This is a genomic window from Streptomyces sp. NBC_00435, from assembly GCF_036014235.1.
Lineage (GTDB): Bacteria > Actinomycetota > Actinomycetes > Streptomycetales > Streptomycetaceae > Streptomyces.
The window spans coordinates 3,830,207-3,853,033 of sequence record NZ_CP107924.1; the positions used below are offsets into that span (position 1 = coordinate 3,830,207).

The following is a 22,827-nucleotide window of genomic DNA, read 5'->3' on the forward strand; positions in this document are numbered from 1 at the left end:
CCCGTTACTTGCTGATGGCGAAGCGCATGAGGGCCTGCTCGTCGCCCGGCTTGATCTTGCCGGTCTGGTTGATGACCTGCAGCTTCCAGCTCGCGCCGTCCCGGACCGCCTTGGCCACGGCGCAGCCGTTGTCGGTGCCGAGCAGGCTCGGCCAGATGTCGGCGACCTGCTGGCTCGAGCCGCCCGTGGCGTCGTACACCTTGAAGCTGATGTTGCGCGCGCTCTGGAAGGAACTGCCCTTCTTGTACGCGGCGGCGACGAAGACGATGGACGTGACGTTCCCCGGTATCCGGGCGAACTCGACGGTCACCGTCTCGTCGTCGCCTTCGCCGTGCCCGGTCTGGTTGTCCCCGCTGTGGACCAGCGAGCCGTTGCCCATCGGGTCCAGGGAGTCGAGGCCCGCGAGACGGACCGGGTCCGCCCCCTGCATCGCGATCGCGATCAGGTCAAGGTCCGTTCCGGTCTTCCGCTTGAACTTGCCCATCAGGCCACCGCTGCTGCCGGCGGTGGGGTCCCAGGAGACTCCGATGGACAGATGGGTCACACCACCCAGGTCCGCCGGGCCGTCTTCCTTGGTGAGCGTAATCATGGGCACCTCATAGATAGGCCGAATCCGACCCATGCAGTGTGCCTGAGCCGCGACGCCGACGGCCTCGTGGAGTCGGGTGCTGCCGTACGCGATACCTTCAGGACCTCGGCATCCGGTGTTCGGTGGGTGCCGTACAGCGCGGTACAGCTTGGAGGCAGCGGCGTGAGCGTGCGAGTGACGGCGGCACAGGACGGCGTGGACCCCTTCGGCACGGCCCGGCTGCGGCGCGGGGTGCTCGACGCCTGGGGCGCGGGTCCGGCCCGGTTCCGCGAGGACGCCAACGCCGAGGAGGACCTGGCGCTCGGCGGCTACCGCGACCGGCTCGTCGTCGAGCTCGCGCAGAACGCCGCCGACGCGGCCGCCCGCGCCGGGGTCCCCGGCCGGCTGCGGCTCACCCTGCACGCGGGCACCGATCAGCCCGACGGCCACGCGGTGCTCGCCGTGGCCAACACCGGTGCCCCGCTGGACGCCACCGGTGTGGAATCGCTGTCCACCCTGCGCGCCTCCGCCAAGCGGGACGACTCCGCCGGCAGCGTCGGCCGCTTCGGCGTCGGCTTCGCCGCCGTCCTCGCCGTCTCCGACGAGCCCGCCGTCCTCGGCCGGCACGGCGGGGTCCGCTGGTCGCTGGCCGAGGCCCGCGAGCTGGCGCGCGGCGCGTGCGTCGGCAGCCCCGGACTCAGTGACGAGCTGCGCCGCCGCGACGGCCACGTCCCGCTGCTGCGGCTCCCGTTGCCCGCCGAGGGAACCGCGCCCGAGGACTACGACACCGTCGTGGTCCTGCCGCTGCGCGACGCCGCCGCCGAGGACCTGGCCCAGCGGCTGCTCGCCGCCGTCGACGACGCCCTGCTGCTGACCCTGCCCGGGCTGGCCGAGGTCGTCGTGGACACCCCCTCCGGGGGCGTGCGGACCCTGTCGCGCCGCACCGAGGGCCCGTACACCGTCATCGCCGACTCCGCTTCGGACACCAAGCGCTGGCGCACCGTCCGCCACTCCGGCCCCATCGAGAAGGCACTGCTCGCCGACCGTCCCGTCGAGGAACGGCTGCGGCCCGTCTGGGCGGTGTCCTGGTCGGTGCCCGTCGACGCCGAAGGCGCTCCCGTCCGCCCCGCCACGGCGGCCGTGGTGCACGCGCCGACCCCGACCGACGAACCGCTGGGCATCCCGGCGCTGCTCATCGCGACCCTGCCGCTGGACACCACCCGCCGCCACCCCGCGCCGGGGCCGCTGACCGACTTCCTGGTGGAGCGCGCGGCCGACGCCTACGCCGAACTGCTCGGCTCCTGGGACCCGGTGAGCACCGCGCTCGTGGACCTCGTACCCGGTCCGCTCGGCAAGGGCGAGCTCGACGGGGCCCTGCGCGGGGCCGTCCTGACGCGGCTGCCCCGTACGGCCTTCCTCGCTCCCGCCGCACCGCCCGAGGAGCCGGCGGAGGGGGAGCCGCTGGAGCGCGCCGCCCTACGCCCCTTCGAGGCCGAGGTGGTGGAGGGCGCGGGCGCCGACACCGTACGGGTCCTCGCGGAGGTGCTGCCGACCCTGCTCCCGGCCGGGCTGGAACGCCGCCCCGAACTGCGCACCCTCGGGGTGGGCCGGCTGCCGCTGGGCGAGGCCATCGAGCGGATCGCGGGCATCGAACGCACCCCCGACTGGTGGCACCGGCTCTACGACAGCCTCGCGGGCGTCGATCCCGACCGGCTCTCCGGCCTCCCGGTGCCGCTGGCCGACGGGCGCACCGCGATCGGACCCCGGCACATCCTGCTGCCCGGCGCGGACACCCCGCGGACGAGCAGCCCCGAAATGCTGGCGCGGCTCGGCCTGAAGGTGGCCCACCCGGACGCGGTGCACCCGCTGCTGGAGAAGCTCGGCGCGCTCCCGGCGGGCCCGCGCGCCGTGCTGACCACCCCGCAGGTGCGGGCGGCCGTCGCGGCCTCCCTGGACTCCGGGGAGATCTGGGACGAGGACGCGCTCGACTCCGCGGAACTCGCCGACATCGTCCTCGGGCTGGTCCGCGACGCCGAGCTCTCACCCGGCGACGAGCCGTGGCTGGGCGCGCTCGCCCTGCCCGACGAGGACGGCGAGCCGACCCCGGCCGGCGAGCTCCTGCTCCCCGGCTCCCCGCTGGCCTCCGTCGTCCGCGAGGACGAGATCCCGTACGTGGACGCCGAGCTGGTGGAGCGCTGGGACGCGCAGACCCTCACCGCCGTCGGGGTCCTGGCCGAGTTCCAGCTGGTCCGCGCCACCGACGTGGTCCTGGACCCCGATGAACTGGAGCCCCGCGACGGGGACTTCGCCGAGCCCGACGACGCCGGTCTGCTGGACGCCGTAGACGTGTGGTGCGAGGACGTCCTGGACCAGCTCCCGGACACCCCGGTCCCGCCGGTCGCCACCGAGCTGGTCGCCGTACGGGACCTCGACCTGGTCGACGACGACTGCTGGCCCCAGGCGCTGGCCATGCTCGCCCAGCCCCCGCTGCGCGACGCCCTGACCCAGCCCGTCCGGGTCCTGCTCCCGGACGGCACCACCCGGTCCGTGCGCCCGTACACCGCCTGGTGGCTGCGCGACCACCCGGTCCTGGACGGCCGGCGCCCGGCGGGGCTGCGCGCGGCGGGCGGCGACCCGCTGCTGGCGGGCCTCTACACCCCGGCGGACGCCACCGGCTTCGAGGACGAGCAGGTCCTGCGGGCGCTCGGCGTACGCACCAGCGTGCCCGCCCTGCTGGACGAACCCGGCGGCGCGGCCGAGCTCCTGGGCCGCCTCGCCGACCCCGAGCGCGAGGTCGGCGGACGCCAGCTGCACGCCCTGTACGGGGCCCTGGCGGATCTGGACCCCGAACAGGTCACCCTGCCCGACGAACTGCGCGCGGTCGTCGACGGCGAGGTGGTCGTGGTGGACGCGGCCGACGCGGTGATCGCGGACGCCCCGGACCTGCTGCCGCTGACGGCCGGTCTCCCGCTCCTGCCCGTGGCCCCGTCCCGGGCCGCCGACCTGGCGGAGCTGTTCCAGGTCCGCCGGCTCTCGGAGACGGTCCCGGCGGAGGTCACCACCGAGGGCGAGGAGCACGAGGTCCCCGAGTCGGTCCTGCACCTCCTCGGCCCGGCCACCCCGGACCGGTACGTGGAGCACGGGGAACTCCTGGCGGGCGGCATCGAACTCGACTGGCGCCGCACCCCGGACGGCACCCTGCACGCGTCCACCCTGGAGGGCGTGGCGGCGGCTCTCGCCTGGGCGGCGGGCCAGTGGCCGCGCCGCTTCGAGGTCGCGGCCCTCCTGGAGGACCCCTCCCGGACGGCGGAACTGGCCCGGGACCGCTGGTTCGACTGATCGTGTCCGCCCGGCGCGGCATCACCGGCGTGGCCGTCCGTGCCCCCGGGGTTCAGCCCGCCGGGGTCAGGAGCGCGTCCGCGACGGCCGTGCGGGCGTACAGCACGGAGCGGCCGGCGCGGTGGCCGGTGACCAGGCCCGCGTTGCGCAGCGCCATCAGGTGCTGGGAGACGGCGGCGGCGGACAGGCCGCTGTGCCGGGCCAGTTGGGTCGTGGAGGCCGGGGTGTCCAGTTCGGCGAGGAGCAGGGTCCGGGAGCGGCCGAGGACGGCGGCGACCGCGTCGGTGGCCTTGGCCGCCCTGGGCTCCCACAGAGTGCCGATTCCCCGTGCGGGGTAGGCCAGTTGGGCCGGCTCTGGCGCCACCGAGCGGGTCAGTACGCGGGGCCAGGCGAAGGCCGAGGGCACGAGCAGGAGGCCCGCGCCCGCTTCGTTCTGCTGCAGGGCGCACTGGCGCCGGACCATGCGCAGCGTTCCCTCGTCCCAGCGGACGGAGTCGTGGAGTTCGTTCAGGACGTGGGCCGCGCCGTGCTCGGCGACCTGCCGGGCCCGGTGGAAGACGTCCGCCTCCAGCAGCTGCCGGACCCGCGACCAGTAGGGGGCGAGCGCGAACTCCCAGTACGTCTCGATCTCTTCGGTGACCTTCTCCAGCACCGCCCCGGGCTCCTCGTGGAGCAGCCGCAGGCGCGGTGACGGACGGCGGGACTTGCGCGCGAGCTCGTCGAGGTCGGAGCGCACCTGTTCCGGAGTACTGCGGCGGATGGCCTCCAACTCGGCGGAGAGTTCGGGGAAGGGCCCGGCGGGAGTCGGGTTGAGGAAGTCCGCGAGGTAGCCGTCGCCCGGGATCAGGGCGGCCAGCCAGCCCCGGTCCAGGCCCGACCGCACCAGCCGCGGCCTCACCTGAGCGGCCCAGCCGCGGTGCAGCGGGGGCTCGGCCTCGTTCCTCAGCAGCCGGAAACTGGTGACGATCTCCCACATGGGGGACACCGCGAAGCGGGTCTTCGCCAGGTCCGCCGCGGAGAATGTCAGTGCGTACTCCATGCGCCGCCCCCGTGTTCTCGATGGATTCGGTCCCACCTTAATCACTAGGGCATACGGCGGTGGGGGAACAGGCTCCTCCCATGCCTTCCTCCTTCCGCGGTCTCCCGCCCGTCGTCTGGACCCTGTTCGCCGGCACGGTCGTCAACCGGCTCGGCTACCTCGTCACCCCGTTCCTGGTCTTCCTGCTGGCCGACCGCGGCATCACCGGCTCCGACATCTCCTTCGTCCTCGGCGCCCTGGGCGCCGGCAACCTGCTCGGCCCGGCCATCGGCGGACTGCTGGCCGACCGGATCGGCCGCCGCCCCACGATGCTGATCGGGCTCGTCGGCTCCGCCTTCGCGCAGGGCGCGCTGTTCCTGGCGCCGGGCATCTGGACGATGGCCGCGTCGGCCCTGCTGCTCAGCGCCGCCGGGGCCACCGTCGGGCCCGCCGCGTACGCGCTGCTGGCCGACTCCGTGGACACCGGATGGCGCCAGCGGGCGTACGCGCTGTTCGGCTGGGGGGTCAACATCGGCACGGCCGCTGCCGGCGTCCTCGGCGGTTTCCTGGCCGCGCACGGGTACTGGCTGCTCTTCGCCGTCGACGCCGGCACGGCGCTCGTCTACGCGGCCGTGGTCGCGACCCGGCTGCGCGAGCCGGCCCGCACCGCTCAGGAGAAGTCCGCGGGCCTGGGCTACGGGGTCGTCCTGCGCGACCGGCTGCTGCTCGCCCTGCTCCCGGTCCTCGGCATCCAACTGTTCGTGTACTCACTGACCGAGGTGGCGCTGCCGATGGCCGTCCGCGACAGCGGACTCTCCCCGGTGGTGTACGGGGCCCTGGCGGCGGTCAACGCCGTTCTGGTGGTGGCGCTCCAGCCCTTCGTGACGGCCCGCCTGGCCGCGCTGCCGCAGCTGCCGGTGTACGCCGCCGGCGGTGCGCTGATCACCGTCGGAGTGGCGCTGACCGGACTCGCGGACTCGGTGGCCGGGTACGTGGTCTCGGTGACCGTCTGGTCGCTCGGCGAGCTCTCCGTCGCCGGAATCGCCGCCTCGGTGGTGGCGAACCTGGCCCCGGCCACCGCCCGCGGCCGCTACCAGGGCGCCTTCAGCTGGACCTGGGGCGTCAGCCGCTTCGCCGCCCTCACCGCGGGCGTCACCCTCTACACCGGCCTCGGCCCGGCGGCCCTGTGGTGGACGGCCCTGGTCGCCGGACTGCTCGCCGCGGCGGCGATGCTGGGCCTGCGCTCCCGTATCGCGGCCCGCGCGGAGCACGCCCTGGCGGCCTGAGGGACGGCGGATCGGCCCGGTCTCCAGCGGGGCTACGCCGGGAACCTGCGGTCCACCCAGCGGAAGGTGAACTCGATCAGGGCGGCCGCGGCGGCGGCGATGCCCACCGCCGTCCACGGCATCACGGCACCCTCCAGCTTGAGCTGGAAGAACTCCTGCAGCCAGGGCACGACGAGGACGATCAGGAAGGCTCCGCCCATCGCGCCGACCAGGCCGACCCGCCACCACGTGTACGGGCGGGCGATGATCGCCAGCACCCACATCGAGGTCAGGAACAGCGCCAGCGTCGCGGCGCTGGTCTCGGCCTTGAGGGAGTCGGGTCCGGTGTAGTGGTGGCGCGCGATCAGGTACGTCACGAAGCAGGCGACGGCCGCGATGACACCGCCGGGGATGGCGTAGCGCATCACGCGTTTCACGAAGTGCGGCCTGGCCCGCTCCTTGTTCGGGGCCAGGGCCAGGAAGAAGGCCGGGATGCCGATGGTCAGCGTGGACAGCAGCGTCAGGTGGCGCGGCAGGAACGGGTACTCGACCTGGGAGCAGACCACCAGGATGGCCAGCAGCACCGAGTAGACCGTCTTCGTGAGGAAGAGGGTGGCGACGCGGGTGATGTTGCCGATGACCCGGCGGCCCTCGGCGACCACCGAGGGCAGGGTGGAGAAGCTGTTGTTCAGGAGCACGATCTGGGCGACGGCGCGGGTGGCCTCCGAGCCCGATCCCATCGAGACGCCGATGTCGGCGTCCTTGAGCGCGAGCACGTCATTCACGCCGTCGCCGGTCATCGCGACCGTGTGGCCCCTGGACTGGAGGGCGGCGACCATGTCGCGCTTCTGCTGCGGGGTGACGCGCCCGAAGACGGCGTTCGCGTCGAGGACCTCCGCCATCTCGTCCCGGTCGGTGGGCAGCGTCCGCGCGTCGACGGTGTTCTCCGCGCCGGGCAGGCCCAGCTTGCCGGCGACCGCGCCGACCGAGACCGCGTTGTCGCCGGAGATGACCTTGGCCTTGACGTTCTGGTCCGCGAAGTAGCGCAGGGTGTCGGCGGCGTCGGGGCGCAGCCGCTGCTCCAGGACGATCAGGGCGGTGGGCCTGACCCCGGTGGCCACGGCCGGGTCGTCGAGTTCGCGGGTGGTGCGGCCGAGCAGGAGGACACGCAGGCCCTGCTCGTTGAGCGCGTTGATCTCGTCCAGCGCCGGGTCTCCGGCCGGGAGCAGCACGTCGGGGGCGCCGAGCAGCCAGGTGTTGTTCTCGCCGTCGCCCTCGCTGAAGCTGGCGCCGCTGTACTTGCGGGCGGAGGAGAAGGGCAGGGACTCGGTGCAGCGCCACTCGGCGCTGTCCGGGTACGCGTCGATGATCGCCTGGAGGCTGGCGTTGGGCCGCGGGTCGCTCTCGCCGAGCGCGCCGAGCACCTTCTTGACGTACGGAACGTCCGCGCCGCCGAGCGGGCGGCACTCGGTGACGTCCATGCCGCCCTCGGTGAGGGTGCCCGTCTTGTCGAGGCAGACGACGTCGACGCGGGCGAGGCCCTCGATGGCGGGGAGTTCCTGGACCAGGCACTGCTTGCGGCCGAGCCGGATGACGCCGATGGCGAAGGCGACGGAGGTGAGGAGGACGAGGCCCTCGGGGATCATCGGGACGATGCCGCCGACGGTCCGGGCGATGGCCTCCTTGAGGTTGTTGTCCTTGACGATCAGCTGGCTGATGATCAGGCCGATGGAGGTCGGGATCATCATCCAGGTGACGTACTTGAGGATGGTGGAGATGCCGGTGCGCAGCTCGGAGTGGACGAGCGTGAAGCGGGAGGCCTCTTCGGCCAGCTGGGCGGCGTAGGCCTCGCGGCCGACCTTGGTGGCGGTGAAGGCGCCGCCGCCGGCGACGACGAACGACCCGGACATGACCGGGTCGCCGGGCTTCTTCAGGACGGGGTCGGCCTCGCCGGTCAGGAGGGACTCGTCGATCTCCAGGCCCTCCGCCTCGCCGACCAGTCCGTCGACGACGACCTTGTCGCCGGGGCCGAGCTCGATGACGTCGTCGAGGACGATCTCGGAGGTGGAGATCTCGGCTGTGCGGCCGTCGCGGCGGACGCTGGGTTTGGCCTCGCCGATGACGGCGAGGCCGTCGAGGGTCTTCTTGGCGCGCATCTCCTGGATGATGCCGATGCCGGTGTTCGCGATGATCACGAAGCCGAAGAGGCTGTCCTGGATCGGCGCGACGAAGAGCATGACCACCCACAGGACGCCGATGATGGCGTTGAAGCGGGTGAAGACGTTGGCGCGGACGATCTCGGCCGTGGAGCGGCTGCTGCGGACGGGGACGTCGTTGACGGCTCCGCGGGCGACGCGTTCGGCGACCTCGGCGGTGGTCAGACCGGCGGGCTTGAATCTGGGCGCGGGCGGCTTGCACGGGTGCACCGGGTCGAGTTCCGAGCCCGCGTCGATGGCGAGCCCGGCGGCCGCTCCGCCGGCACCGCCCGGCTCCGGTCCGTCTGCTTCGATCCTCGCCCGCTGCGTCATGCTTTTGACGGTAAAGGGCGATTCAACGGTTCACCCGCCGAGAAGCCCGAAGATCCGACTTCGGGATGAGCAGAATCCTCCGCTGGTAGCCCTTACGGGCGGTGCCGCGACCGGCCAGAACCAGCCCCGCCGGCGTTTGGAGGCGCGGGGGGTCCGGGGGCGGAGCCCCCGGCAACGGCGCCGCACCTACCGGGCACGGCCGGCCGCGACGCCGCGCCCGCCCGAGGGGTGCCGGCCTTGGCGGGAGGGGCTAGCCCGGCTGGGGAGTCCCGCCCGGCCGGTCGGAGTCGCTCCGCGCGGCCAGCGCGGCCGCGGCCGCGTGGCGCTTGAGGGCCGCGTCGCGGCCGCGGACGTACCAGAGGCCGATCAGGCCGAGGAACCCGCCGACCGCGCAGGTCCAGACCCACCACAGCATCCCCCGGTCCGCGAACCACCCGTAGAAGGGGAGCTGGAAGAGGAAGAGGGCGAACCACAGGACCGTGCCACCCATGACGGTCCCGACGATCGGACCCTCGAGGGGCTCGGGGGCCTCGTGCTGCGCAGTCCATTTCGCCATGCGGCCAAGTCTAGGCCGGTCGGCCGAGGGTCTACGCGCGGAGATAGACGCCCCTTCGTTCATGTGTTCATACTGAAACGGTTTGGGCTTGGCCCGTTTTCGCCGTATGAACGACCAATGAGGACCAGGACCCCATGAGCACGTCGGCCCCCGCTTCTTCCGTGGACCGCTATTTCAAGATCTCCGAGCGCGGCTCGACCATCGGCCGCGAGGTCCGCGGCGGCTTCGCCACCTTCTTCGCGATGGCCTACATCATCGTGCTGAACCCGATCATCCTGGGCAGCGCGAAGGACATGTACGGCCATCAGCTCGACGGCGGGCAGCTGGTCACCGCCACCGTCCTGACCGCGGCCTTCACCACCCTCCTCATGGGCGTGATCGGCAACGTTCCGATCGCGCTCGCGGCCGGCCTCGGCGTCAACACCGTCGTGGCCCTGCAGCTGGCCCCGCGCATGAGCTGGCCCGACGCCATGGGCATGGTGGTCCTGGCCGGCTTCGTGGTGATGCTGCTGGTCGCCACCGGCCTGCGCGAGCGGGTCATGAACGCCGTTCCGCTCGGCCTGCGCAAGGGCATCGCGATCGGTATCGGTCTGTTCATCATGCTGATCGGCCTGGTCGACTCGGGCTTCGTCACCCGCATGCCGGACCTCGCGCACACCACGGTCCCGCTCCAGCTCGGCAGCAACGGCCACCTGCACGGCTGGCCCGTCCTGATCTTCGTGATCGGCGTCCTGCTGACGCTGACGCTCATCATCCGCAAGACTCCCGGCGCGATCCTGATCTCGATCGTGGCCATGACCGTCGCCGCGCTCGCCGTCCAGCTGATCACCGAGCTCCCCGACACGGCCTGGGGCCTGACGGTCCCGGAGTGGCCCGGCAACCCGGTGGCCGCGCCCGACTTCGGGCTCGTCGGTCAGGTCAGCCTGTTCGGCGGTTTCGGCAAGGTCGGCGTGCTGACCGGCATCCTCTTCGTCTTCACGGTGCTGCTGTCCTGCTTCTTCGACGCCATGGGGACCATCCTGGGCGTCGGCGACGAGGCGAAGCTGACGCGTCCGGACGGTTCCTTCCCCGGCATCAACCGGGTGCTGTTCGTGGACGGCCTGGCCGTCGCCGCGGGCGGAGCCTCCTCCTCCTCGGCCACCACCTGCTTCGTGGAGTCCACGGCCGGCGTCGGCGAGGGTGCCCGCACGGGCCTGGCGAACATCGTGACCGGCGGTCTCTTCACCGTGTCGCTGTTCCTCACCCCGCTCGCCACGATGGTCCCGTCGCAGGCCGCCACCCCCGCGCTCATCGCGGTCGGCTTCCTGATCCTGGCGGGCTCGGTCCGGGACATCGACTGGAACGACTTCACCATCGCCGTCCCGGCCTTCCTGGCCATGGTGATGATGCCCTTCACGTACTCGATCACCAACGGCATCGGCATCGGCTTCGTGGCCTTCTCCGTGCTGCGACTGGCGACCGGCCGGGGCCGCGAGGTCCCGGTGGCCATGTACGTCGTCTCGGCGGTGTTCGTCTTCTACTACGCGATGCCGGCACTGGGCCTCACGTAACCCGAACGGCGGTACGCCGGGCGTCTTGAGGAGCCGGGCTCACGTGAGCCCGTAGAACTTCTCCGTCTCGTCGACGGCCGCCTTGAAGCGTTCGTCGAAATCATCGCGAATGAGCGTCCGGACCACATAGTCCTGGACGCTCATTCCGCGTTTGGCGGCATGAGTCCGGAGCCTGTCGAGGAGCTCCCCGTCTATGCGCATGCTCAGCACATGTGTCCCCATGCCGAAAGAGTCGGGGCACAGGGCATGGACGCGTGTCACTTTCCGGAGCCGACTCACCCGTACGAGTGACACCAGATAAGTGGTGTTCCTTAGGTAGGGTAATGAGTTACTCTAAAGACATGCATGACCTTTCCCATGGCGACGACGCCGCCGCCGTGAACGATCTCCGCTCCGCCGTCATGCGGCTGGGCCGACGCCTCAAGCACCAGCGCGTCGACGAATCACTGAGCCCGACCGAGATGTCGGTGCTCGGCACCCTCGCCCGCTGCGGCCAGGCCACCCCCGGTGAACTGGCCCGACGCGAGCACGTGCAGCCTCCGTCGATGACGCGCATCGTCGCCTTGCTGGAAGCCAAGGGACTGGTCACGCTGGAACCGCACCCCGACGACCGCCGCCAGAAGGTGGTCCGCCAGACGGAGGAGGCCGAAGCGATGCTCGAAGAGAGCCGTCGCAAGCGCAACGCCTTCCTGGCCGGGCTCGCGGCCGGGCTGACCGAGGACGAATGGGCCAAGCTCCGCGAAGCCGCACCCGTCCTGGACAAGCTCGCGCACCTGTAGGAACGACGCCAGGAGGCGACCCCTTTTGAGTACGGGACCCGGAGCAGACTCCGCCCCCGGCCACATATCCACCACTACGCGCGACGCAGAGCGCGCCCCGGGCAAGAACTCGATGTTCAGCTCGCTGAAGATCCGCAACTACCGGCTCTTCGCGACCGGTCAGGTCGTCTCGAACACCGGCACCTGGATGCAGCGCATCGCCCAGGACTGGCTGGTCCTCTCCCTGACCGGCTCCGCCTCGGCGGTCGGCATCACCATCGCGCTGCAGTTCCTGCCGATGCTGATGTTCGGCCTCTACGGAGGCGTACTCGCCGACCGGCTCCCCAAGCGGCCGCTGCTGCTCTGCACGCAGGCCGCGATGGGCCTCACCGGCATCGCGCTCGCCGTCCTCACCCTCGCCGGACACGTCCAGGTGTGGCACGTCTACCTCGCCGCCTTCCTGCTCGGCCTGGTCACCGTCGTGGACAACCCGGCCCGCCAGACCTTCGTCTCCGAGATGGTCGGCAAGGACCAGGTGGCCAATGCCGTCAGCCTGAACTCGGCCAACTTCCAGTCGGCGCGGCTGGTCGGCCCGGCCATCGCCGGTGTCCTCATCACCGCCGTCGGCTCCGGCTGGGCCTTCCTGCTCAACGGCCTCTCCTTCGCGGCCCCCATCGTGGGCCTGCTGCTGATGCGCACGAAGGAGCTGCACCAGGTCGAGGTACAGCCGCGCGCCAAGGGCCAGCTGCGGGAAGGCCTGCGGTACGTCGCCGGGCGGCCCGAGCTGATCTGGCCGATCGTCCTCGTCGGATTCATCGGCACGTTCGGCTTCAACTTCCCGATCTGGCTGTCGGCGTTCGTCAGCAAGGTCTTCCACGGTGACGCGGGCACCTACGGCCTGTTCAACACGCTCATCGCGGCGGGCTCCCTGGTGGGCGCACTGCTGGCGGCCCGGCGGGGTCTGTCCCGCCTGCGGCTGCTGGTCGCGGCGGCGGTGCTCTTCTCCGCACTCCTGCTGGTGACGGCCTTCGTACCCGAATTCTGGCTGTTCGCGGCGCTGCTCGTACCGATCGGGATCTTCGGCCTGACCGTGAACGTCACCGCCAACTCCAGCGTGCAGATGGCTACCGACCCGGAGATGCGGGGCCGGGTGATGGCCCTGTTCATGATGGTCTTCACCGGCGGCACCCCGATCGGTGCTCCGCTGGTCGGGTGGGTCACGGACACCTACGGCGCGCGCGTCGGCATGGCCGCGGGTGGCGCGGTGTCGCTGGCCGCGGCGGTGGCCATCGGCCTCGTCCTCTCCCGCGTCGGCAACCTCCGCCTGAGCGTGAACCGCCACGGCGTGACGTTCGTCCCGGCGGACCGCGGCCGCGAACTGGTCACGGCGGCGTAGAGCCCCTGCCGGCCGGCCTCCTGGGGGTCCGGGGGCTGGCCCCCGGACCGGCTCCGCACGGAGCCCCGCTGGTTAGGCTCGTCGCATGAGACTGTTCGCAGCCGTCCTGCCGCCGGCGACCGCCGTCGCCGAACTGGCCGAAGCCGTGCGACCACTGCGCGACGAAGGCCTCCGCTGGACCGCGGAAGCGGGCTGGCACTTCACCCTCGCCTTCATGGGCGAGGTCCCCGAAGAGCTGCTCCCCGAACTGCGCACCCGCCTCGCCCGGGCCGCCTCCCGCGGCGCCCCCTTCCCGCTCCGGATCCACGGCTCCGGTCACTTCGGCCACCGCTCGCTGTGGGCCGGCGCCGCCGGGGACCTCGACGCCCTGCGGATGCTGGCCGAGCGGGCCGACGCCGCCGCACGGCGCTCCGGGGTGCCGATGGAGCAGCACCACCGGTACACGCCCCACCTCACCCTGGGCCGGCTGCGCCACGAGTCGGACGACGTGCGCCCCTACTCGCAGGCGCTGGCCGGCTTCGAGGGCACCGCCTGGCGGGTCACGCGGCTGAGCCTGGTCCGCAGCAACCTGCCCACCGGCGGCGTCCCCGGCGAGCGGCCCCGCTACGAGGTCGTCGGGTCCTGGGAACTGGGCGAGCCCGCCCCTCCGTACGAAGGGCGGGCCCGGTCGCGTTAGTCTCGACGGGTGGATCCCAAGACCAGAAACCGCGTCATGGCGGGTGTGCTCGTACTGATGTTCGTCGTCGTCGCCGTGGCTGCCGCCGTCGGGCAGTAGTCACCAGGCGCGACTCACCAGGCGAATGCCTCCGGAGCCGGCCCCGGCCCCGGGAAGACCTCGTCGAGCCCGTCGAGCACCTCCTGCGACAGTTCCAGCTCCACCGCCCGCAGCGCGGACGCGAGCTGTTCCGGCGTACGCGGCCCGACGATGGGCCCCGTGACCCCGGGGCGCGTCAGCAGCCAGGCCAGGGCGACCTCGCCGGGCTCCAAGCCGTGCTTGTCCAGCAGGTCCTCGTACGCCTGCACCTGCGCCCGTACGGAACTGTTCGCGAGCGCGTCCGCCGAGCGGCCGGTCGCCGTACGCCCGGACTCCGCCGACTTGCGGATGGCCCCGCCCAGCAGCCCGCCGTGCAGCGGGGACCACGGGATGACGCCGAGCCCGTACGCCTCCGCGGCCGGGATGATCTCCAGCTCCGCCCGCCGCTCGGCGAGGTTGTAGAGGCACTGCTCGCTCACGAGTCCGAGCCGCCCCGAGCGCGCGGCGGCCTCGTTGGCCTGGGCGATCTTCCAGCCGGGGAAGTTCGAGGACCCCGCGTAGAGGATCTTGCCCTGCTGGATCAGGACCTCCACGGCCTGCCAGATCTCCTCGAAGGGAGTCAGCCGGTCCACGTGGTGGAACTGGTAGACGTCGATGTAGTCGGTGTTCAGGCGCTTGAGGCTGGCGTCGACCGCCCGTCGGATGTTCAGCGCCGAGAGACGGTCGTAGTTGGGCCACGGGTCGCCCTCGGCGGCCATGTTCCCGTAGACCTTGGTGGCGAGGACCGTCTTCTCGCGGCGGCCGCCGCCCTGGCCGAACCAGGTGCCGATGATCTCCTCGGTGCGGCCCTTGTTGTCGCCCCACCCGTAGACGTTGGCCGTGTCGAAGTAGTTGATGCCTGCGTCGAGGGCCGTGTCCATGATGGCGTGGCTTTCCGGCTCCCCGGTCTGGGGGCCGAAGTTCATGGTGCCGAGAACAAGTCGGCTGACCTTGAGACCGGTGCGTCCGAGCTGCGTGTACTCCATGGGTCACTAGCCAACTGCCTGGAGTGCGCTCGAAGCAAGACCCGTCCGTGAAGGGCGTGTTACGCGTCGCCGGACCTACGGGTCCTGCCGGGGGCGGTACGGGCCGCCCAGGCCCCACGCCTGGTGCAGGACCGCCGCGAACTCCCCCGCCAGGCGGTGTTCGCCCGAGGCGTTGGGGTGGGTTCCGTCGTAGGTGTCGCGGTGGATCTCGTACCCGTCCGGACGCGCGGCCAGCAGGATCGGCGAGGCGGGGGTCGACAGATCGGCGACCGCCTTCGCGAGCAGCTCGTTGAACAGCTCGACCTGCGCCGCGAAGGGCACGTCGTCCTGGGCCCGGACGTTGGGGATGACGGGCAGCAGGACCATCCGGATCGCGGGCCGGGCGGCGCGGGCCTCCGCGACGAACCGGCGGACGTTGACCGCGGTGCCCTCGGCATCGGTGTAGAAGCCCAGATCGATCAGTCCGAGGGAGACAAGCAGGACGTCGGCCCGGCCGGCGCGGGCCGCGGGACCCACGAGCGGCGCCATGTGCAGCCAACCCTCCCCCCAGCCGGCCAGGTGGCGTCGGGCGTCGGCGGGGAAGCCGGGGTCGGCGTACTCGTGGCTGGTCGGCGCGTCGGCGAAGGTGTCGTAGAGCTCGCTGCGCGGGCCGACTATCCGGTACGGGCCGCCGAAGGTGGCATTGAGGTGCTGCCACATCCGGTAGCGCCAGGTCCAGTCACCGGCGCGCCCGATGGTCATGGAGTCCCCGACGAACATGAAACGCATCCGGTCATCTTCGCGGATCACACGACCGGGGCCCCTGTGATGCCGGACACGCGGGGCGGGCTGGCAGGGTAGGGGGATGCGCCCGCACCTGCTGCCGTCGACCGCCGCCCGCGCCACCGCCCTCGGGGCCGCCGCCCTGGGCGTCCTCGCCCTCCTCGTGCTCCCGCCCGCGGCGGCTCGGGCGGCGGGGAGCCCGGGGAGCTCCGGGGCGTCCGGGTTCACGATCACCGACCCGCGGATCAAGGAGTCGAGCGGGCTCGCGGCCAGCCGGATCCACCCCGGCGTGTACTGGACGCACAACGACAGCGACGACGGACCGTACGTGTACGCCGTGGACTCGGCGACCGGGAAGACCGTCGCGCGGATCACACTGACGGGCATCGGCAAACCCCGGGACGTCGAGGCGATCTCGCTGGGGCCGGACGGGCAGCTGTACGTCGGCGACATCGGGGACAACCTCGGCGGCACCTGGGACCACGTGTGGATCTACCGGTTCCCCGAACCGAAGACGCTCGGGGACGCCACCGTCAAGGCCGAGCAGTTCACGGTGAAGTACGCGGACGGGCCGCGGAACGCCGAGGCGCTGATGGTCCATCCGGTCACGGGCCGGGTGTACATCGCGAGCAAGGACGAGCGCACGGGCGGGCTCTACGAGGGCCCGGCCGGGCCGCTGTCCCCGTCCGGCACGAACACCTTCCGGCGGATCGGGGACGTCCCCTGGGTCACCGACGGGGCGTTCTCCCCGGACGGGGGGCGGCTCGCGCTGCGGGGGTACCTGTGGGCGAAGACGTACCCGTGGAAGGACGGCCGGCCGGCCGGGGACGGGGAGTCGGTGGCCGCGCCGTGGCAGGGGCAGGCGGAGTCCGTGACGTACACGGCGGACGGGTCGGCGCTGATGATGGGCGCGGAGGGGCTGAGCAGCCGGGTCGTCGCCGTTCCGGTCGGCCCGGCGGCGTCCCCTGCCGGGTCCTCGCCGGGGGCCTCGCCCGCGGCGGGGTCCCCTCCTGCGGGGGACCCGCCCGCGGCCGGGGACCGGAGCTTCACCAAGGGTGCGGTCGTCCTGGTGGTGGCCCTGGCCCTCACGCTGGCCGCGAAGCGCATGCTCCGCCGCCGCCCGGCCAAGCAGTAACCCCTTCGCCCGTTCCCCGGGCTGCGCCCGGACTCCTCCTGGGGCTCCGCCCCAGACCCCGCTCCTCAAACGCCGGAGGGGCTGGATTGCGGCCGGCGATTGAGGCGCGGGGGCCGGGGGCCCGGGGCCGGGTTAAGCCTCCTGGATCGGGATCTGGTGGGGTACCGCCTGCGCAGGCGGTTCGGGGGTCGGGGGCTGTGCCGGGGCCGGCGACATCGAGGACAGGAGCTGGCGGGCCAGGCCCAGGCCCGTGCCGCCCATGGTCAGGGCCTTCGCGAACATCTCCGACATGCCCTCCGCCCCGTTGAGGAGGACCATGTGCTCGACGTTGCCGAAGGCACCCGCACCGGCCTCCACGATCGCCGGCCAGTTCTCGGCGAGCTGCTGCGCGACCACCGCCTCCTGGTTCTCCGCCAGCGCGGCGGCCCGCGCCTTGATGGCCTCCGCCTCCGCGAGGCCGAAGGCCTTCGCCCAGGCCGCCTCCGCGAGACCCCGCGCCTCGGTGGCCGCGGCTTCCGCCTCACCCGTGGCCCGGGTCGCCTTCGCCGCCGCCAGCGCACGCGCCTCCGTGGCCGCCGCGTCCGCGGTCGCCGCCAGCTCGGTCTCCTTCGCCTTGGCCTGCGCCGCCGAGATGCGGGCGTCGCGGTCCGCCTCGGCCCGGGTACGGGTCTCGTACGCCGCCGCGTCCGCCGGCTTGCGCACGTCCGCCTGCAGCTGCTGCTCGCGCCGGTGCGCCTCCAGCTCCGCGACCCGTGTCTCCTGGACCACGACCTCCTGCCGCGCCGCCGCCTCCGACAGCGGGCCCGCCTGCCGGGCCGTCGCGGCGGCCTTGTCGCGTTCGGCCTGGTAGCCCGCCTGGAGGATCTCGCTGTCCCGCGTCGCCTCCGACATCCGCGCGAAGGCGGCCTGTTCCGCCTCGGTCGCCAGCAGGTTGGCGGCGGCCTGCGCGATCCGAGCGTCCCGCTGCACCGCGGCCGCGTGCGGCATCGCCAGGTTCTTGATGTAGCCCGTCGGGTCCTCGATCTCGTGGATCTGCAGCGAGTCCACGATCAGCCCGAGCTTCTCCATCTCCGTACCGCACGCCGCCCGGGTCTGCCCGGTCAGCTTCTCGCGGTCGCGGATCATGTCCTCGACCGTCAGCCCGCCCACGATGGAGCGCAGATGGCCGGCGAAGACGATGTGCACCCGCTCCGGCATCATCTTCTGCTGGTCCAGGAAGCGCCGGGCCGCGTTGGCGATGGACACGAAGTCGTCGCCGATCTTGAAGATCACCACGCCCTTGACCCGCAGCGGGATGCCCTGGTGGGTCACGCAGTCCACGTTCAGCTGGGTCTCGTTGAGGTCCAGCGACAGTTTCCGCACGGCCTGTACCCCGGGCACCACGAGCGTCCCGCGCCCGGTGACGATCCGGAAGCCCATGCCCTCCGCGATCCCCTCGGTCTTGTGCGCGGAGCCGGAGATGACCAGGGCCTCATTGGGCTCGGCCACCCGCCACATCAGTTTGAACAGGCCGACCGCGGCCAGAACGGCGGCCACGACGAGGCCCGCCAATACGCCGATGGACATCGGCAACTCCCCCTCTTCCACGGCGGCGTCCGCCACCGAGAAGGCGAGTGTGCATCCGCGTCAGAGCGGCGTGAAGACGGCGGCCGGTTCTTGTCGCCATCTTGATACGCGGAGGGCGTCGGGACGGCCCGACGCCTGGTCAGTCCCCGTACGCGGCCATCACGTACACCGTGCGCGGCGGCAGGTACTCGACGACCGTCACCACCGTCCCGACGGCCAGCCGCCCGGTTCCCGGCGCCGGATGCGCGAGGAAGTGCTCGGCCCCGCCCCGGATCCGCACGATGACCTCGCCGACCAGCCCCGGCCCGACCGTTCCCGTGACCCGGCCGTCCAGTCCCACCATGTCCGATTCCCCCATGGGCCGAGGGTACGCGGCTACGAGCGCGGAGGGTCCTCGTCCAGCAGGTACTCCTCGGCGTCCGCGTGGTACCCGTACAGCTCCCCGTAGCGGCCCCAGTCCGTGGCGGTCTCCAGCTGCTGCTCCAGCTGCTCGCTCGTGTAGTGGTGCGAGAGCAGGTCCCGGAAGAACCCGGCCCGCTGCGTGCCGCCCCGCGAGCGCTGCAGGGTGGTGTGGATCAGGTGGACCAGCGGGACTTCCCTGGCCCCCTCCGCGAACAGCTCCTTCGACTCCTGTACATCGGCCCCCGCGAAGGCGCTGCCGCGCGGGGTCAGCACCAGGTGCAGGTCCCGCACCTCGGCCAGGCCCAGCAGTTCCAGCCCGTCGACCAGGGGCAGTACGTCGTCCACCTCCAGGCCGAGCTCGTCGGCGAGGTCGACCAGATCCTCGCCGTTCCCGGCGTCGGTGGCGGTGGCGGTGGCGGTGGCGGTGGCGGTGGCGCGCTGGAGCACGATCTCGGCGAGGCCCGCCATCCCGTCGACGCTGGCCGCCGGGAGCGGGGTGTTGGCCGGCGTCCGCCTGGCGGGCGGGGCGGCGGCCGGGGTCTTGGCGGTGCGGCCGGTCATCACCGCGTACACGGCGTCCACGATCCGCTCGAACTCGGCGCCGTTGCGGTCCCGGGGGCGGGCCAGGTCCACCGCGAAGGTCTCCTTGATCGTGCCGTAGGGCCGCGACCCCAGCACCACCACGCGGTCGGCCATCAGCACGGCCTCCTCGATGTTGTGCGTGACCAGCACCACCGCCTTGGCGGGGAAGCGGTCCGAGGCCCACAGTTCCATCAGCTCGCCGCGCAGGTTCTCGGCGGTGAGCACGTCCAGTGCGGACAACGGCTCGTCCATCATCAGTACGTCCGGCTCCACGACGAGCGCCCGGGCGAAGCCCACGCGCTGGCGCATGCCGCCGCTGAGCTCCTTCGGGTAGGCCGACTCGAAGCCGTCGAGTCCGATCAGGTCGATCGCCTCCACGGCCTGGCGGGCCCGCTCCTCGCGGTCCACGCCCTTGGCCTCCAGACCCAGTTCGACGTTCTGCTGGACCGTCAGCCAGGGCAGCAGAGCGAAGGTCTGGAAGACCATCGCCGTGCCCGGGTTCGCCCCGCGCAACTCCTCGCCCCGGTAGGTGACCGAGCCGGAGCTGGCGGGGATCAGGCCGGCGAGGCAGCGCAGCAGGGTGGACTTGCCGCTGCCGGACTTGCCGAGGAGGGCGACGATCTCCCCCTCGCGGATCTCCAGGTCGATGCCGCCGAGCACGGGGAGCTCCCCGTCGGCGCCGGCGTAGGCCTTGGTGAGGGCGGCGGCCTGGAGGATCGTGGTCATCGGGGCGGGCTCCTCGGGTCGGGCGGAGGCTAGATGGAGTACCGGCGCTCCGCGAGCCGGTACAGGGGCCGCCAGAACAGCCGGTTCAGCCCGACGACGTAAAGACTCATGACGGCGATCCCGGCGATCAGCTTGGGGAAGTCGCCGGCCTCGGTGGCGTGGAAGATGTACGCGCCCAGGCCGGTGGCCGACAGGGTGGTACCGGCGAAGGTGACGACCTCGCCGACGATCGAGGCGTTCCACGCGCCGCCCGAAGCGGTGATGCCGCCGGTGACGTACGAGGGGAACACGGCCGGGACGATCAGCCGCTTCCACCGCTGGATCCCGCGGACGCCGAGGTCGTCCATGGCCTCCTTGAGGTCGGAGGGGATGGCCATGGCCCCGGCGATGGCGTTGAAGAGGATGTACCACTGCGCGCCGAGTGCCATCAGCAGCACACAGCCGATGTTGATGTTCAGACCGGTCCTGAGGAAGAACCAGACGGCCACGGGGAAGAGGAGGTTCGCGGGGAAGCTCGCCAGCACCTGTACGACGGGCTGCGCGATCTTCGTGAGCCTGGGCGAGGAGCCGATCCACACCCCCACGGGCACCCAGACGACCGTGGCGGCGGCGACGAGCACGATCACCCGGACGAAGGTGATCAGCCCGAGCAGCAGCGGTTCGCCGAAGACGCCGAGTCCGGTCTCGCGCTGGAGGTAGTGCGCCAGGTCGTACAGGCCCCACAGGATCACGGCCCCGGCGACCGCCGTGAAGACCACGTCACCGGTCCGGCGGCGGGCCGCGTCCACGGACAGCGCCCGGTCGTCCCGGCCCAGCACGCGGGCGGCCCGGCCGGTGGCCTCGCGGGCGGGGGCGGTGGCGCGGCCGAGGATCCGGGGCCAGTGGGAGCGGCGCAGGAAGTCCAGTACCCAGCTGCGCTGCACGTCGGTGGATTCGGACTGCTCGTTCTTGTACTTCTCCGCCCAGGCGGTGAGGGGCCGCCAGAAGAGGAAGTTGACGGTGACGATGGTGACGGTCATCGCGAGGATGACCCAGCCGACCTTGGCGAGGTCCCCCTCGCCGATCGCGGTGCCCGCGTAGGAGCCGAGACCGGGTACGGCGTAGTCGTGCCCGGAGACGGAGACGGCCTCGGAGGCGACGAGCATGAACCATCCGCCGGCGAAGCTCATCATGCCGTTCCACACGAGGTCGATGACCCCGGCGGGGACCTCCACGCGCCAGAAGCGCATCCAGCGGGTGAAGCCGAACGAGCGGGAGACTTCGTCGAGTTCACGGGGCAGGGAGGTCAGGGTGGCGTAGAACCCGAAGGTCATGTTCCAGGCCTGGGAGGTGAAGATGGCGAAGATCACGGCGCATTCGAGGCCGAGGAGCGAGCCGGGGAACAGCGCGACGAAGAACGTGACGAGGACGGACAGGAAGCCGAGGACCGGGACGGACTGCAGGACGTCCAGGGCCGGGATCAGCACCCGCTCCAGGCGTCTGCTGCGGGCGGCGGCGTAGGCGTAGCCGAAGGTGAAGACGACCGAGGCGACGAGCGCGATGAACATCCGCAGGACGCTGCGGGCGGCGTAGTACGGGAGCTTCGTGGGATCCGTGTCCACGTCGGGGACGTCGGCGGGGTCGAAGTTGACGGTGGTGCCCTTGCCGACCTGGAGGAGCAGGTAGCCGAGCACCAGGAAGGCGGCGGCCACGGCGAAGTCCACCCATGACAGGCGGGTGCGCGTGGGGGCCGCCTGGCCGGTGTGCGTTACGGGCGGGCGGGTGTCGGTGGTCATCCCGCCCAGCGGATCACGCCGTACGGCCCCCCACACCCCGGGTCACCCAACCGGGCGAAGCCCGTACCCGGACGTCCGCAGCGCGGAGGTCCGGGGGCCGAGCCCCCCGGCAGCGGCGGGTCAGGAGTGGCCGAGGTCCGGGGCCAGGAGGTCGGCCGCGGGGACGGATCCGGAGTCGGGGGCCGGGCCGAGGTGGAACTCGTCCGAGGCCATCGAGTCGAGGACCGGCGGCGCCGGCCGCGGGGGCTTCGGCATGACCGCGGCCTCCGAATGGCCACCGCATCCGTAGGACAGGGAGACCAGCCGGCCGTCCGCCGGTCCGAACTCGTTCGCGCAGACGCCGAACGCCTGGCCCAGCGAGCCACCGATCGCGACGAGGAAGCCGCAGGAGACGCACGAGGCGGGCGCGGCCTGCGCCATCGGGGTCTTCGCGCCGAAGGACTCGTCCCAGCGGTCCGCCGCGCTGTGCAGCCCGTAGCGGGAGAGCACGCGCGCCCTGCGCATGCCCAGTTCCTCCGCCACCGAGGTGATGGAGCCGCGTACGGGCACCACCGCGCGGTCGGTGACGTCGGCGTCCTCCGCCTCGACCAGTTCGGCCATCTCGGTGGACACCACCGAGTTCGGCGGCGGGGCGTCCTCGCCCGACCAGCCCGGCTCCAGCCGCAGGTCCTCGGCGTCCGTGGGGAGCAGGTCCCCGGGACCCATGTCGCCCGGCCGCAGCCGCTCGCTCCACGGAACCCATTCGGGGGCCAGCAGCGCGTCGTCGCCGGGCAGCAGCACCGTTTCGTCGAGGGTGACGTTCTTCGCGCGGGAGGCGCGGGTCACCGTCACGGCCCAGCGCCAGCCCCGGTACGCGGGGTCCTTGCACTCGAAGAAGTGGGTGACGACCCGGTCACCCTCGGCGATGGCGGCGGTGTGCTCGCCCACCACTCCGGGGGCGGCGGCCTCTTCGGCCGCCGCTCGGGCGAGGTCTACCGCCTCGACGCACAGGCGGTCGGGGGTACGGCTTCGCGTCGTCGCAGCACTCACAGGTCTCGTTCTCTCCTACGCCGTCTCACGAGTGCGCCGTCCGTACTTGTCGTCCACAACGACCCGTCGGCTGTCCCTACGTGGCGCGGGCGG

Annotated in this window: 19 protein-coding genes; 7 read left to right on the forward strand and 12 right to left on the reverse strand. The window is 72.2% G+C overall.

Annotated features, from left to right (window positions below; translation table 11 throughout):
* Positions 1–4: 4 nt before the first annotated feature.
* Positions 5–589: a TerD family protein gene (locus OG389_RS17485; RefSeq protein ID WP_328299430.1), complete on the reverse strand. Its 585-nt coding sequence runs from the start codon at positions 587–589 to the stop codon at positions 5–7.
* Between the two features lie 162 nt (positions 590–751).
* On the opposite strand from OG389_RS17485, the gene OG389_RS17490 reads away from it, so the two are divergent.
* Positions 752–3,907, forward strand: coding sequence for a sacsin N-terminal ATP-binding-like domain-containing protein (locus OG389_RS17490; RefSeq protein ID WP_328299431.1), 3,156 nt, complete (start codon positions 752–754; stop codon positions 3,905–3,907).
* Between the two features lie 52 nt (positions 3,908–3,959).
* On the opposite strand, the gene OG389_RS17495 is transcribed toward OG389_RS17490, so the two are convergent.
* Positions 3,960–4,946 carry an ArsR/SmtB family transcription factor gene (locus OG389_RS17495; protein WP_328299432.1) on the reverse strand — a complete coding sequence of 329 codons (987 nt, stop codon included), beginning with the start codon at positions 4,944–4,946 and terminating at the stop codon, positions 3,960–3,962.
* 80 nt (positions 4,947–5,026) lie between these two features.
* Between OG389_RS17495 and OG389_RS17500 the strand changes: the two genes are divergently transcribed.
* A complete protein-coding gene (locus tag OG389_RS17500; RefSeq protein ID WP_328299433.1) occupies positions 5,027–6,211 on the forward strand; it encodes an MFS transporter in 1,185 nt (394 codons plus the stop codon).
* 32 nt (positions 6,212–6,243) lie between these two features.
* On the opposite strand, the gene OG389_RS17505 is transcribed toward OG389_RS17500, so the two are convergent.
* Both OG389_RS17505 and OG389_RS17510 read right to left on the reverse strand, forming a co-directional pair.
* Complete coding sequence (locus tag OG389_RS17505) at positions 6,244–8,718, reverse strand: cation-translocating P-type ATPase (RefSeq protein ID WP_328299434.1); 2,475 nt, start codon at positions 8,716–8,718, stop codon at positions 6,244–6,246.
* A 250-nt stretch (positions 8,719–8,968) separates the two neighbouring features.
* On the reverse strand, positions 8,969–9,274 hold the full coding sequence (locus OG389_RS17510) for a DUF2530 domain-containing protein (RefSeq protein WP_328299435.1): 306 nt from the start codon (positions 9,272–9,274) through the stop codon (positions 8,969–8,971).
* Between the two features lie 134 nt (positions 9,275–9,408).
* Here OG389_RS17510 and OG389_RS17515 point away from each other — a divergent pair, with 134 nt between their 5' ends.
* Positions 9,409–10,824, forward strand: a complete 1,416-nt coding sequence (locus OG389_RS17515) for an NCS2 family permease (RefSeq protein ID WP_328299436.1) — start codon at positions 9,409–9,411, stop codon at positions 10,822–10,824.
* Positions 10,825–10,863: 39 nt separating this feature from the next.
* On the opposite strand, the gene OG389_RS17520 is transcribed toward OG389_RS17515, so the two are convergent.
* A complete protein-coding gene (locus tag OG389_RS17520) occupies positions 10,864–11,046 on the reverse strand; it encodes a hypothetical protein (RefSeq protein WP_030156886.1) in 183 nt (60 codons plus the stop codon).
* Between the two features lie 119 nt (positions 11,047–11,165).
* On the opposite strand from OG389_RS17520, the gene OG389_RS17525 reads away from it, so the two are divergent.
* From OG389_RS17525 to thpR, 3 genes are all read left to right on the forward strand, one after another.
* Positions 11,166–11,603, forward strand: a complete 438-nt coding sequence (locus OG389_RS17525) for a MarR family winged helix-turn-helix transcriptional regulator (RefSeq protein WP_328299437.1) — start codon at positions 11,166–11,168, stop codon at positions 11,601–11,603.
* A gap of 25 nt (positions 11,604–11,628) precedes the next feature.
* Complete coding sequence (locus OG389_RS17530) at positions 11,629–12,978, forward strand: MFS transporter (protein WP_328299438.1); 1,350 nt, start codon at positions 11,629–11,631, stop codon at positions 12,976–12,978.
* Between the two features lie 85 nt (positions 12,979–13,063).
* Positions 13,064–13,654, forward strand: coding sequence for an RNA 2',3'-cyclic phosphodiesterase (gene thpR, locus OG389_RS17535; RefSeq protein ID WP_328299439.1), 591 nt, complete (start codon positions 13,064–13,066; stop codon positions 13,652–13,654).
* A 113-nt stretch (positions 13,655–13,767) separates the two neighbouring features.
* Here the strand turns inward: thpR and OG389_RS17540 are convergent, their stop codons facing one another.
* Together OG389_RS17540 and OG389_RS17545 are read right to left on the reverse strand one after the other, a co-directional pair.
* The gene (locus tag OG389_RS17540) at positions 13,768–14,757 is read right to left on the reverse strand and encodes an aldo/keto reductase (protein ID WP_328299440.1); all 990 of its coding nucleotides are present in this window, start codon (positions 14,755–14,757) and stop codon (positions 13,768–13,770) included.
* A 75-nt stretch (positions 14,758–14,832) separates the two neighbouring features.
* Positions 14,833–15,525 carry a GDSL-type esterase/lipase family protein gene (locus OG389_RS17545; protein ID WP_328299441.1) on the reverse strand — a complete coding sequence of 231 codons (693 nt, stop codon included), beginning with the start codon at positions 15,523–15,525 and terminating at the stop codon, positions 14,833–14,835.
* 76 nt (positions 15,526–15,601) lie between these two features.
* Here OG389_RS17545 and OG389_RS17550 point away from each other — a divergent pair, with 76 nt between their 5' ends.
* Positions 15,602–16,654: a WD40 repeat domain-containing protein gene (locus tag OG389_RS17550; RefSeq protein ID WP_328299442.1), complete on the forward strand. Its 1,053-nt coding sequence runs from the start codon at positions 15,602–15,604 to the stop codon at positions 16,652–16,654.
* A 132-nt stretch (positions 16,655–16,786) separates the two neighbouring features.
* On the opposite strand, the gene OG389_RS17555 is transcribed toward OG389_RS17550, so the two are convergent.
* The 5 genes from OG389_RS17555 to OG389_RS17575 all read right to left on the reverse strand — a co-directional run bounded on the left by OG389_RS17555 (position 16,787) and on the right by OG389_RS17575 (position 22,734).
* Positions 16,787–18,220, reverse strand: a complete 1,434-nt coding sequence (locus tag OG389_RS17555) for an SPFH domain-containing protein (RefSeq protein WP_328299443.1) — start codon at positions 18,218–18,220, stop codon at positions 16,787–16,789.
* 139 nt (positions 18,221–18,359) lie between these two features.
* Positions 18,360–18,578, reverse strand: coding sequence for a hypothetical protein (locus tag OG389_RS17560; RefSeq protein WP_266878693.1), 219 nt, complete (start codon positions 18,576–18,578; stop codon positions 18,360–18,362).
* Between the two features lie 17 nt (positions 18,579–18,595).
* Positions 18,596–19,930: an ABC transporter ATP-binding protein gene (locus tag OG389_RS17565; RefSeq protein ID WP_328299444.1), complete on the reverse strand. Its 1,335-nt coding sequence runs from the start codon at positions 19,928–19,930 to the stop codon at positions 18,596–18,598.
* Between the two features lie 29 nt (positions 19,931–19,959).
* Positions 19,960–21,705, reverse strand: coding sequence for an ABC transporter permease (locus tag OG389_RS17570; RefSeq protein WP_328299445.1), 1,746 nt, complete (start codon positions 21,703–21,705; stop codon positions 19,960–19,962).
* A 120-nt stretch (positions 21,706–21,825) separates the two neighbouring features.
* Positions 21,826–22,734, reverse strand: a complete 909-nt coding sequence (locus OG389_RS17575; RefSeq protein ID WP_328299446.1) for a DUF3027 domain-containing protein — start codon at positions 22,732–22,734, stop codon at positions 21,826–21,828.
* Positions 22,735–22,827: the final 93 nt, after the last annotated feature.